Source organism: Paenibacillus sabuli (genome assembly GCF_014705605.1).
Taxonomy (GTDB): Bacteria; Bacillota; Bacilli; order Paenibacillales; family Paenibacillaceae; genus Paenibacillus_D; species Paenibacillus_D sabuli.
This window is the reverse complement of sequence record NZ_JACXIZ010000036.1, coordinates 56,316-68,156: the sequence shown is the minus strand read 5'-3', so window position 1 is coordinate 68,156 and position 11,841 is coordinate 56,316. Positions and strand designations below refer to the sequence as shown.

Below are 11,841 nucleotides of genomic sequence, written 5' to 3'. Positions count from 1 at the left end.
GATCCTGTTCTGCCGCGCCGCGGCGCGGCATATCGTAATGGGACAAGAAGGATTGCGGACTGGACGAGAACGAACAAGCCGGGAGGGGAAGCAGATGCGCGAAGCGCAAATTCAGGAGGCGCAAATCCAGATTACCGGTATGACGTGCGCCGCATGCTCGGCGCGTATCGAAAAAGTGCTGTCTCGCAAGGACGGCATCCGCTCGGCCGAGGTCAGCCTGGCGCTCGGACAGGCCGTCGTCCGCTACGAGCCGGCGCGTATCGAATCGGGGGCGGTCTTCGACGCGATCGAGCGGCTCGGGTACGGTGCGCATGCGCCACGTCGTCCGCAAGCCGCCCTCGCAGATGAAAGCGCGAGCTACCGGATGCGCTTCTGGCTCGCTTTCGGATTGTCGGTGCCGCTGCTGTGGGCGATGCTGGCGCAGCATCTTGCATGGCTTGCGCAGTATACGCCGAGCTTGCTGACGGAGCCGTGGCTGCAGTGGGGGATCGCCTCCCTGCTGCAATTCGGCGTCGGCTACCCGTTCTACTACGGCGCCTACCAGGCCTTGCGCTCGCGCAGCGCCAATATGGATACACTGGTCGTGATCAGCACCACGATTGCATATTTTTACAGTCATTATCACGTGTTCCGCAGCGGCGGTACCGAGCAGTCGCACGCGCACGGATATACTCAGGCCCAGGCGCACACGCACGGCGAGCTTTACTTTGACGCGATTGCGATGATTCTCTGCGCAGTACTGCTCGGCAAATGGCTGGAGGCGCTGGCGCGGGGACGGGCGCTGCGGCAATTGGAAGCCCTCTACGAGCTGCGCGAAGGCACGGCGCGGCGGGTGATCGCGGAGCAGACGGAGCGCGTATCAACCGAGCGTGTGCCGGCCGAGCGCATCGCGCCCGGCGATCGGATCGCGCTCGAGCGCGGCGAAGCGATCGCGGCGGACGGCCTCGTCGAGCGCGGCGCAGCCGAGATCGACGAGGCGATGCTGACCGGCGAGAGCGCTCCTGTGCTGAAGCGGGCCGGCGACCGCGTCTATGCGGGCACCCGTTGCACGAGCGGCGGCCTGATCGTCAGAGCCGACCGGACGTATCGCCAGACCCGGCTGACGGCGCTGATCGATCTGGTCGAGCGCGCTCAGCGCGACAAGCCGCCCATCCAGCGCACGCTGGATACGATCGCCGCATACTTCGTGCCGCTCATGCTGCTCTGTGCCGTCGCGACCTATGTCGGCTGGCTGCTCGCCGCAGGCGGCCAGGACCAGCCGGCGGCGGCTGCGCTGAAGCACGCCCTTGCCGTCCTGCTGGTCGCCTGTCCGTGCGCGCTCGGACTGGCCGCTCCGGTGTCGCTGCTGATCGCCGGCACGCAGGCGGCACGCAGCGGCGTGCTGTTCGCCCGCGGCAGCGCATTGCAGCGGCTGCGGCAGTGCACGATTGTGCTGATGGACAAGACTGGCACGCTGACGGATGGGACGGCGACGCTGACGCGCCTGCAGTCGGTGGACGGACGCGAGCGCGAGCTGCTTGCCCTGGCCGGGGCAGTGGCCGTACATTCCCTTCACCCGCTCGCACAGGCGGTAGCGGCAGCGGCGCGTGAGCGACTGGGCGAGCCGGGTCCGGCTGCGCGCTATGCCGAGCATCCAGGCTGCGGCATGGAGGGACGAGTAGGCGGCGTTCGCGTATGCGTAGGGAGCCGGAGCTGGCTGCTGGAGCAAGCAGTGAAGGGACTGGGGGATGCGCATGGACCGACAGGGATGGCGGGCGCTGAGACGACGCTGTATATTGCCGCTGACGGGGAGTGCGTCGGCCGGCTGCATGTCGGCCATCGCCTCAGAGCCGACGCGCGCAGCGCGATCAGGCGGCTGCAGCGCCGTGTCCGCGTGTGGATGGTCACCGGCGATGAGCCGGCCGCGGCTGCGGCCGTGGCCGCTCAGGTCGGCATCGTGCAGGTGCGCGCCGGGATGCGGCCCGAGCACAAGCTGGAGCTGATCCGCGAGCTGCAGCGCCGGGGCGAGCGGGTGGCGATGGTCGGCGACGGCATCAATGATGCGCCGGCGCTGGCAGCCGCCGACGTCGGGATCGCCATGGGTAACGGCGCCGACGCGGCCAAGGCGGCCGGCGATATCGTACTGACCGCCAGCCGCCTGTCGGCGATGACGGATGCGCACTGGTGGAGTGAGGCGACCATGCGCAATGTCCGGCAGAATCTGTGCTTCGCCCTGCTGTACAACGGCGTGGCGGTGCCGCTTGCCGCCTCGGGTCAGCTCGAGCCGCGACTGGCCTGCCTCGGGATGGCCGCGAGCTCGGTGCTGGTCGTCGGCAACGCGCTGCGGCTGCAGCGCATGCGGCCGCAGGAGGCGCGCCGATGAGCCTGACGATGCAGAGCCTGGGACTCGTTGCGGCGGCCGGTCTGATGGGCGCGCCGCATTGCGCGGCGATGTGCGGCGGCTTCGTATCGGCGATCGCGCTGCGCAGCCCGCACAGACCGCTGCTGGGCGTGCTGGCCTACAATGCCGGACGGGTCATGACGTACGCCGCGATCGGCGCGGTGATGGGAGCGATCGGCTCGTTCCTGGACATCGCCGGCGGCTTCGTCGGCTTGCAGGGAGCGGCGAGCATACTCGGCGGCCTGCTGATCCTGCTCTGGACGCTGCGCCGCTACACCTTGCCCACACATCGCGTGCTGCAGCGCGCGGATTTCCATGCTCGCCTGACCCGGCTCGGGCAATCGTCCGGCCAGGGTGATCGGCTGAGTGCCTTTGTCACCGGTCTGCTGCTCGGTCTGCTGCCTTGCGGGCTCACCTATGCGATGCAGATCAACGCCGCGGCCTCGGGCTCGGGGTGGGCGGGTATGCTCATCATGCTCGTATTCGGCTTGGCGACCTTCCCGGTCCTGCTGCTCACCGCGCTGGCAGCAGGCAGCCTGGCTCAGCGCTGGCGGCGGTCGATGCGCAGAGCCGGAACGATGCTCGCCTGTCTGATGGGCGTGCTGGCGCTGCTCAAGGGCTGTGCCGCCAACGGCTGGATTCCGAGCGTGCATCCGTGGCTGTGGTAGAAGAAGCCTCACTTCACCTCGAAATCTGTGCTGACGCGCGCCTCGACGCCGGCGAGACCCAAGGAGGCGCGGGCCTGCCAGCTCCCGGCCATCACCGGGATGGCCGTCGCCCGATAGACGCCCGGGGCGATCTCGGCAATCTCGCCAGGTATGGTGCCGCACAGCATGCCCGGCATCGTGATCGAGAGTCGCAGACTCGTTCCGTCCACGGGAGCTCCGGTATCGTCCTTCAGCTCTATCCGGAAGGCGCTCGGTTCCATCGACCTGGCCTCCTCGAAATCCGCCGCAATCCGCAGGTCGAAGCCGGCGTCGCGGTAACGTGCGCCGTTCCCGGCCAACGCTTGTTCCCTGTCGATCCGAATGTAGATCAATTGCGCAAGTGCGCCGCATAACAGCAGCAGCGGGAGAAGCCGTTTCATTTGATCCCTTCCTTCTCCGGTCTTTGATTCGTCTAGCTGTCGCTCTTGTTCCGCTTCCTGTTAGCCTATGCACGTTGTTCCCCCGGCCATACCAGGTGCTGCATAGCGGCGCGGCACGGGGCGGCTGCAGTCCCCCAAAACACAGCCTCGCCAGTGCTGCTGCTGTGCGGCGATCGTCTGGCGGCGGGGCTTTCGGATATGCTATGATAGGAGGCATAGAATTGAGACTTTCGGTTAGGGGAGCTTCTTTACATGCATGATTCAGCGAATATTCAGCAGTTCAAGGCCGATTTTTTCAAGGCGCTTGCTCATCCGATGCGGATTCGCATATTGGAGCTGCTCAGTGAAGGGGACCGGTCGGTCAATGAACTCCAGAGCCTGCTCGGCTCGGAGGGCTCCGCGGTCTCGCAGCAATTGGCCGTGCTGCGCCACAAAAATGTCGTCTATGGTTTAAAGGACGGCACTACAGTCGTCTATGCGCTGCGCGACCCGCTGATTAAGGAATTGCTGGCGGTGGCGCGCCACATTTTTGACAATCACCTCGTGGATGCGATCTCTATGCTGGAGGGGATGCGGAGCCAGCGCTAAAGGACGACGAATCTCACGGCGTCGGAAAAGATGAGCGCTCCGGTTCATTGACAATAAGGGGCGGCAAGCGTAGTATTCTCTATATATTCAAATAATCAAATATTTGAAGAAAAGAAGGGTTTCGGCGTGAAATGGATGGGACGGTATGAGGGCTACAATTTTACTGCATTCAAGAAGGATGTCGTCGCAGGGAGCGTAGTCGGAATTATTGCGATTCCGCTTGGCATGGCATTTGCCATTGCTTCCGGTGTCAGGCCGGAGTATGGCCTGTACACGACGATTATTGCCGGCATTCTGATTTCGCTGTGCGGCGGCTCGCGTTTTCAAATCGGCGGACCGACCGGTGCGTTTATTCCCGTTTTGTTCGCGGTTGTCATGCACTACGGTTATGAAAATTTGCTGATTGCAGGCATGCTGGCCGGGCTCATGCTGATTGTCATGAGCTTGCTTAAGCTTGGCATGTTGGTCCGCTATATTCCGAAGCCGGTCATCATCGGGTTTACAACGGGCATTGCCGTCCTTATCTTCAGTGGTCAGATCGGGAATTTTTTAGGTCTCGAGGGGGTGGAGCGGCATGAATATTTTGCTCATAATATGCATGAGTTGTGGCTGCGGATCGACTCGGTCAATGGCTATAGCGTAGTCGTGGCCCTGCTTTCGTTGACGGTGCTGCTCGTGCTGCCGAGACTGCTGCCGAGGGTTCCGGCATCGATTGCGGCGCTGATCGTATCGACTGCTGCGACAACGCTGTTTTTTCGGGGTGAGGTGGCCACAATCGGGTCCGTATTCGGAACGATTCCCGGAACGCTGCCCCACGTCCAATTGCCGGAGTTGAGCTGGGAGCGAATCGTGCCGATGCTCCAGCCGGCCTTTGTCATCGCGCTGCTCGGCGCGATTGAATCGCTGTTGTCCGCCGTTGTTGCCGACGGCATGAGCGGCAAGCGCCACGACAGCAATCGCGAACTGTTGGGTCAGGGCATCGCGAACCTGGCCGCACCTTTATTCGGCGGCATCCCCGCCACCGGCGCGATCGCGCGTACGGCGGCCAATATTCGCAATGGAGCGGTATCGCCGGTCTCGGGCATGGTGCACGGCGTGGCGGTGCTGCTGGTGCTGCTCTTGTTCGCCCCGTACGCCTCATCGATTCCGCTCGCCGGTATGGCGCCGATTCTCATGCTCGTCGCATGGAATATGAGTGAGCGCAAAGCGTTCATGCATGTGCTCAAAACCAAAACGGGCGATTCGCTGGTGCTTGTTGTGACGTTCTTATTGACGGTCTTCGTCGATCTGCCGACTGCAGTCGAGATGGGTCTGCTGCTGGCGCTGCTGCTGTTCGTCAAGCGTATAGGCGGTATGTTGAGCGTGAAAAAAATGCTGCCTGAGCCGATATCCGGAAGGGTACGCGCTCATCGGGTCGAATCGCGGAGGGACTGTCCGCAGGTGCAAATACTGACGATAGAGGGACCTCTATTTTTTGGTACGTCTCATTTATTTGAACAACGGATGGCAGAACTGCGACTTGCCGGAATCGTGTTGCTTCGAATGGGGGGCGTGCCTCTGATGGATGTGACCGGAGAGGCGAATCTTGCCGAACTCGCCGATGCTGTCAAGCAAAGCGGGGGGGCGTTGCTTGTTTCCGGTATTCGCTCTCAACCGCTGGAGATGCTGAAGCAAACCGGATTATACGGGCGCATCGGTAAAGCGCAGTTCTATAATCGTACGGGAGAGGCGATCGATGATGCGCTGCAACGGTTGGATGTTGCCAAGTGTCTGGGTTGCAAGCAGTTTGCCTTTCGGGAATGCGAGGCATTGTGCGGCGCGCAAGCGTCAAACAAAATTCACATACAGCAAAAGGAATGCAGCCAGTAGGCGTGGAAACCTTACAGGGAAGATGGGAGCGAGGAGGAGGATATCCTATGAAAAAAACGAGAATCGTGATCATCGGCGCGGGCGCAGTCGGGTCTACGACCGCCTATACGCTGCTGCTGCGCGAGCGCGCAGACGAGCTCGTACTGATCGACGCCAATCGGGCCAAGGCGGTCGGCGACGCGCTGGACATGAATCATGGAATGCCGTTCGTGGGGCGGACCAAGGTGTGGGCAGGCTCGTACGAGGATTGCGCCGCGGCCGATCTGATCGTCATTACCGCCGGAGCCGCCCAGAAGCCGGGCGAGTCGCGGATCGACCTGCTGAAGCGAAACGTGGGCATATTTGAACAAATTGTCGATCAGGTACTGCGCTTCAATACGAACGGCATCTTGCTGATTGCGAGCAATCCGGTCGATATCATGAGCTACTTCTCCCAGAGGCGCTCGGGCTGGCCGGCGCATCGCGTCATCGGCTCGGGCACGCTGCTCGACAGCGCGCGCTTCCGCTACCTGATCGGCGAGGAGCTCCAGCTCGATTCGCGCAGCATTCATGCCCATATTATGGGCGAGCACGGCGATTCGGAGCTGCCCGTCTGGTCCACGGCCAATGTCGCTGGGATTCGACTCGCGCTGGATGACGAACAGCAGGACCGAATCTTCACCCAGACGCGCGACGCCGCTTATCAGATTATCGAGGCGAAGGGCTCGACCTATTATGCCATCGCACTCGCGCTGGACCGCATCTGCACCGCCATTCTGCGCGACGAGGGAGCCGTATTGAATGTATCGACCCTGTTGACCGACTATTGCGGCGTCTCCGACGTCTATCTCGGCGTCCCCTGCATCGTCGATCGTCAGGGCGTACGCGAGGTGCTGCAGCCGGATCTCTCCGAGCAGGAGCGCACGCTGCTCCGGCAGTCGGGGGACAAGCTGAAGGCGCTGATCCAATCGTTGTAAGGAAACGCTGCAGGCTCGCGTTGGATACCGACGCGAGCCTTGACAATTTACAAAAGGAATGCTTACAATTACCTTGAATAAAATCGTAATTATTACGTATATAAGGAGCGTCATATGGCAAAGTCATACGGAAAGCAGAGCCGGCTGCCCCGGGCAAAGGGAATGGATATGGCCCAGGTGTATGCGCCCGGGGAAAGTGGAGAACGCGTCAAACATATGGTTTTTCATCCGGTCAATCAAGTGATTGTCGAGGAATTCATGGCATGTCTGGGCATGCGCGAGCAGTTCGCGCAATACGGCGTTTCCGCACCTAACAAGCTGGTGATGTTCGGTCCTCCGGGAACGGGTAAAACGCTGACCGCCTTCTACATCGCGCACCGACTCGAATTGCCGCTCGTGCTAGTGCGCCTGGATGCGATCATACACAGCCATCTGGGGGAGACCGGCAGCAATGTGCGTAAGGTTTTCGACTATGCGCGGGAGACGCCGTGCGTCCTGTTTTTGGACGAGTTTGACGCTTTGGCGCGCACGCGCGACAATAACGACGAAGTCAAGGAAATGTCGCGCGTAGTCAATACATTGCTGCAGTGTCTGGATGCATTCGAGGGGAAGAGTATCTTCATGGCGGCCACCAATCTGGAGGACGAGCTCGATCATGCCGTCTGGCGGCGCTTCGACACGCGAATGACCTATACGTTGCCCGATGAGAAGGCGCGCTGGACCTACACCGCCAAGCTGATTGGAGAGTATCCTTGTGCAGCAGCAATCGCCGGTCCGTTCGCCGGTTTGACGGAGGGTTGCAGTTTTGCGGATCTGGAGCAGGTCGTGCTGAAGGCGATGCGCAAGGCCATTATTGCGCGGCGCAGCCTTCAAATGAGCGACCTTGACGCGTCGCTGGCCGAATACCGACCGCATGCGCTGGCAGCGCGCTGATCTGTCCGCACGTTAATCGTCCGATCCATAGTGTGGCATCCCACTGCCCTAGGCCGCCTGGCGCGCCGCCCCATCACATGAAGTGCTCACTGCCCACAATAGCTGCGTCCGGCCAAAGAAAGCCCTCAAGCTTACCAGACCCGCGATGTCGGCACCCGGCCGAAAGCCCTCAAGCATGCCAGATGCGCGGCATCGGCATTGATTCCTTGCCCAGCTCGGCCCAGGCGAGTTTGAGCAGCAGCTCGGATTTGAGCTCCGCATACGCGGGGTTGCTCCATTCATTGCGCAGCTCGCCGGGATCCTCCTGCAGGTCGAAGAGCTCTCCGTAAGCTTGCTTGTAGTAGACGGTTATTTTGTAGCGTCGTTCCACGTACGTCTTCTGATGGATCGTCGTCGGTTCGTGCCGGAATTCGCACAAGGCGTGGTCGCGCGCTTCGGCCTGCTCGCCGCGCCAGACGGCGCTCTGGTCGACGCCTGTCATCGCATGCGGCACGTCGATGCCGCACATGCGCAGTGCCGTCGGCGCCAGATCGACGAGCGATTGGATCGCATCCGAGACGCGCCCGGCCGGCACAAGGCCGGGGTAGCGGACCAGCATCGGCACGCGGATCAGATCCTCATAGTGAAAACCGCCCTTGTACTGCAGCCCGTGCTGTCCGTAAAAATGGCCGTGATCGGACGTGAACACGACGAGCGTATTCTCGCGCAGGCCAAGCTGGTCGAGCCGGTCGAGGATGCGACCGATGTACTTGTCCATCAGGCTGACCATTCCGTAATAGGTCGCGACGAGCCGCTTGCGCTCCTCCGCCGGCAACAGGTGCGAGCCGTACCCGTGAATGCCGAGCCCGCTCTCCCGCCAAGCGGAAAAATCGGGGGACTCCTCCTGCGTCATCGCAAAATGCGGCGGATTCGCATCGTGCTCGCCGGGCACGAGCTCGGGAATCGTCAATTGCTCCGGATCGTACATCGTGTCCCACGGCTCCGGCACGAGATAATCCGGATGCGGGTCAAAGAAGCTCGACCACAGAAAAAACGGCTCATCCTGCTCGGCATAACGCTCCAGGAGCGCATTCGAACGCTCCGCAATCCACGTATTGTAATGATACTTCTCCGGGATCGGCCAACGGTGGCGAATCGACGGATCCATCGTACCGGTTGGCGCAAGGAAATAGCTGCGCCAGTCTTCGCAACCCTGCTCCTCCAGCCATAGCGCGTAGTGCTGGCCGACATGCGCTTCATTCGTATGGTTGCGCGCCAGCTCGATATGCTCGAAGCCATAAAACGGTTCCTCGTACGATCTCCAGAAATCAAGATCCTGCAGCGTCGGGTAGGCCTCGATGGACGGAAATTCGGCGGTGCCGCGCAACGGCTGAAAATGCGCCTTGCCCACCAGAGCCGTCCGATAGCCGGCGGCTTGAAAATCCTCGCCCACGGTGTGCCGATCCTCAAGCAGCTTGGTGCCGAGGGTCCACGCGCCATGCTGGCTCGGGTACATGCCGGTGATGATCGAAGCGCGAGTCGGCGTGCAGGTCGGGTTCGGACAATAGGCTCGCGTGAAGGCAGTGCCTTCTCTGACAAGACGGTCGAGATTGGGCGTCGCCAGCTCCGACTGGAAGGCGCCGATGGTGTTCCAGTGCTGCTGATCACTGGTGATGAGCAGCACGTTCGGACGTTTCTTCTTCAATTTGACTTCCTCCTCTAACTTTTCATTTTGTTATAGATTAGCGCGGATACGCCACGTTGAACATGCTAAAATGTTATATAGAAGTTGTCATTATGTTGTAGATCTCAAAGGGGGAAACGGGCGTGCAGGAGTGGGAGGATCAATTCGCCGATTTTTATTATTTTGTCCCTGGTCGCCTGGAGCAGACGGGGGGATTGTGGCCGCTGCGCGCTGGTCGCAATCGGGCCAAGGCCGTATACCGCGTCGGTCCGCGCCAGATCGAATGCTGTAGCATGCATCTCATCGCTCAGGGGGAGTTGGAGCTACTGTACGGGCAGGAACAGGTGCGGCTGCGCGCCGGCGACGCCTTCTGTCTGTATCCCGGGCGCTTGTATACCTACGGTGCGGTGCCGGACGGATCACCGCCTCCCAGGCTCATGTGGGTCGCTTTTCAGGGGCCGCAAGCGGTGCCGATGCTGGACGCGCTCGGGTTCACTTCGCAGCGTCCATGCCTCGTTGGCGGGTGCGGGGCGCACACGCTCAAGGCTATGGAGCAACTGCTGGATACGGCGTATAGCCAGACCGCTACGGGCGGCCTCGCCATGGAGTTGCTCGCCGATCTGTACCGGCTCTTCGGCAGCATGGGGGCGGGACGAGGGGGGCAGCGAAGCGAGACGGATTGGCTGGAGGCGTGCTGGCGCTATATGGAGACGCATTATACCGAGCCGCTCTCCGTCGACGGCGTGGCGGCCAGATTCGGGATGCACCGGTCGAGCTTCTCGACCCGGTTTTCCCGGCGGTTCGGCTTATCTCCCTCCCGTTTTTTGCAGCGACTGCGCATGGAGAAGGGGGCGATGCTGCTGCGGGACACGGAGGACGCGGTGACCGAAATTGCGTATACGCTCGGTTATGCAGAGTTATTTGCTTTCACTAGGGCGTTTCGCGCCTATTTCGGCTGCTCGCCGCGCCAATTCCGGGCGCAAAACAAAAACACCATTTGAAGGCGTCGACGATTGTGTAATTGACGTTGCGACGCGGCGAGAATCGGGGGCGAGATTGGATCGCTCAAAGCGTAATATATATAATGGAAGCAAAATGTTGCAAGCTGGTGGGAAAGGGGGGAATAAGTATGGAAGAAGCGCGTAGCCTGTCGCCGTTCACGGAAGAGGTGCTGAGCATCGTCAGCGCGATTCCGGCCGGCCGCGTCATGACCTACGGTCAAATCGCCGGACTGGCGGGCAGTCCGCGCGGGGCGCGGCAGGTCGTGCGCATCCTGCACGCCATGAGCCGCAGCCGAGGACTGCCCTGGCAGCGCGTTGTCAATGCCGCCGGACAGATCGCGCTCAAGGACGGGCCGGGATTCGAGCTGCAGCGTATGCTCTTGGAGGCCGAGGGCGTGACGGTAGGAGCGGGCGGACGGATTGATTTGGAGCAATACCGGCATCATCCTGCAGGTCCGACGGCAGACGGGAATTGACCGGCTTGCCGCCGGTCTTTTTGTTGGGATGGGTCGAATTGAAACCGGCGTATGAATTCGATATAATGGTCCTTAAACTGGAAACGGATGACATGGGGGTGAATAAAGAATGGCTGAGGGGTGGGTCACCTATGTGCTGGTCGGATTCGGAGTCGTCGTGGGCGTGGTAGGCGTCATTGCCTATTTGCGCTTGGTATCCAAGACTTCCGCAGACGACTCCGCCGACGGGGAGCGCCCTTCGGAGGATGAGAAGGACTAGAAGTTTATGGGAAATACGCAGAGGCTGCTTTTCTCCCACTGCGTTAACTGCTATAATAAAGGAAGTCATAACCATAAATCCAGCTGACCATGAAGTGCCTTGCCGTCTTGGAGCATCGTTTGAGCGAGTGGATGACTGCGTCTGCTTGCGAGCGGCACAGACTTCTCGTACGTGCGTTTAGGAACCGCCATCCAATGAATGGGAGGGGATTTCATGGCTAAAAGAGGCCACAATGAAGTCAAGGAAAGCCTGAAGGAGCTCACGAGAATTTTTCAGCCCAAAGACCCGCGCAAATTTGTCCGGGACTACGTGCGCAAGTACCGCATCACTGGAGGTTATGAGGACGAACTTACCCATCTTGTCGAGGATGAGCTTGGTAAAATGAACTCGGTGGGTTAACGTGCAACCGCTGCGAGCAGGCGAAGCGCGAGCCGGTTGTCACGAAAACGTGCAACCGCTGCGAGCAGGCGAAGCGCGAGCCGGTTGTCACGAAAACGTGCAACCGCTGCGAGCAGGCGAAGCGCGAGCCACAAAAGTTAAATGACCGTTGCGAACAGCAGAACGGTATGGGAACCCGCCTTGGATAGGCGGGATTTTTTTTGATTTGCCGCCGAAGTCGGCAGTTTTTC

12 protein-coding genes are annotated in these 11,841 nt (G+C 60.9%); 10 read left to right on the top strand and 2 right to left on the bottom strand.

Annotated features, from left to right (window positions below; all coding sequences use genetic code 11):
* Positions 1–94 precede the first annotated feature (94 nt).
* Entirely contained in the window at positions 95–2,362 is a 2,268-nt protein-coding gene (locus IDH44_RS19490) for a heavy metal translocating P-type ATPase (RefSeq protein ID WP_223869840.1), read from the top strand.
* Positions 2,359–3,048 carry a sulfite exporter TauE/SafE family protein gene (locus IDH44_RS19485; RefSeq protein ID WP_190920492.1) on the top strand — a complete coding sequence of 230 codons (690 nt, stop codon included), beginning with the start codon at positions 2,359–2,361 and terminating at the stop codon, positions 3,046–3,048. Before IDH44_RS19490 ends, IDH44_RS19485 begins: the two co-directional genes overlap by 4 nt.
* A gap of 8 nt (positions 3,049–3,056) precedes the next feature.
* Here the strand turns inward: IDH44_RS19485 and IDH44_RS19480 are convergent, their stop codons facing one another.
* Positions 3,057–3,467 carry a FixH family protein gene (locus IDH44_RS19480; RefSeq protein WP_190920491.1) on the bottom strand — a complete coding sequence of 137 codons (411 nt, stop codon included), beginning with the start codon at positions 3,465–3,467 and terminating at the stop codon, positions 3,057–3,059.
* Between the two features lie 252 nt (positions 3,468–3,719).
* On the opposite strand from IDH44_RS19480, the gene IDH44_RS19475 reads away from it, so the two are divergent.
* The 4 genes from IDH44_RS19475 (at position 3,720) to IDH44_RS19460 (ending at position 7,813) form a co-directional block, all read left to right on the top strand.
* Complete coding sequence (locus IDH44_RS19475) at positions 3,720–4,055, top strand: ArsR/SmtB family transcription factor (RefSeq protein ID WP_190920490.1); 336 nt, start codon at positions 3,720–3,722, stop codon at positions 4,053–4,055.
* Between the two features lie 126 nt (positions 4,056–4,181).
* Entirely contained in the window at positions 4,182–5,924 is a 1,743-nt protein-coding gene (locus IDH44_RS19470) for a SulP family inorganic anion transporter (RefSeq protein ID WP_190920489.1), read from the top strand.
* Positions 5,925–5,971: 47 nt separating this feature from the next.
* Complete coding sequence (locus IDH44_RS19465; protein WP_190920488.1) at positions 5,972–6,880, top strand: L-lactate dehydrogenase; 909 nt, start codon at positions 5,972–5,974, stop codon at positions 6,878–6,880.
* 114 nt (positions 6,881–6,994) lie between these two features.
* Entirely contained in the window at positions 6,995–7,813 is an 819-nt protein-coding gene (locus tag IDH44_RS19460) for an AAA family ATPase (RefSeq protein WP_190920487.1), read from the top strand.
* A gap of 169 nt (positions 7,814–7,982) precedes the next feature.
* Here IDH44_RS19460 and IDH44_RS19455 read toward each other — a convergent pair whose 3' ends face one another.
* On the bottom strand, positions 7,983–9,497 hold the full coding sequence (locus IDH44_RS19455) for a sulfatase family protein (protein ID WP_190920486.1): 1,515 nt from the start codon (positions 9,495–9,497) through the stop codon (positions 7,983–7,985).
* Positions 9,498–9,619: 122 nt separating this feature from the next.
* On the opposite strand from IDH44_RS19455, the gene IDH44_RS19450 reads away from it, so the two are divergent.
* The 4 genes from IDH44_RS19450 (at position 9,620) to IDH44_RS19435 (ending at position 11,611) form a co-directional block, all read left to right on the top strand.
* Positions 9,620–10,477, top strand: coding sequence for an AraC family transcriptional regulator (locus IDH44_RS19450; protein WP_190920485.1), 858 nt, complete (start codon positions 9,620–9,622; stop codon positions 10,475–10,477).
* A 128-nt stretch (positions 10,478–10,605) separates the two neighbouring features.
* A complete protein-coding gene (locus tag IDH44_RS19445; protein WP_223869839.1) occupies positions 10,606–10,953 on the top strand; it encodes an MGMT family protein in 348 nt (115 codons plus the stop codon).
* A 109-nt stretch (positions 10,954–11,062) separates the two neighbouring features.
* Positions 11,063–11,212: a hypothetical protein gene (locus IDH44_RS19440; protein WP_190920484.1), complete on the top strand. Its 150-nt coding sequence runs from the start codon at positions 11,063–11,065 to the stop codon at positions 11,210–11,212.
* Between the two features lie 213 nt (positions 11,213–11,425).
* A complete protein-coding gene (locus IDH44_RS19435; RefSeq protein ID WP_190920483.1) occupies positions 11,426–11,611 on the top strand; it encodes a hypothetical protein in 186 nt (61 codons plus the stop codon).
* The last annotated feature ends 230 nt before the right edge of the window (positions 11,612–11,841 follow it).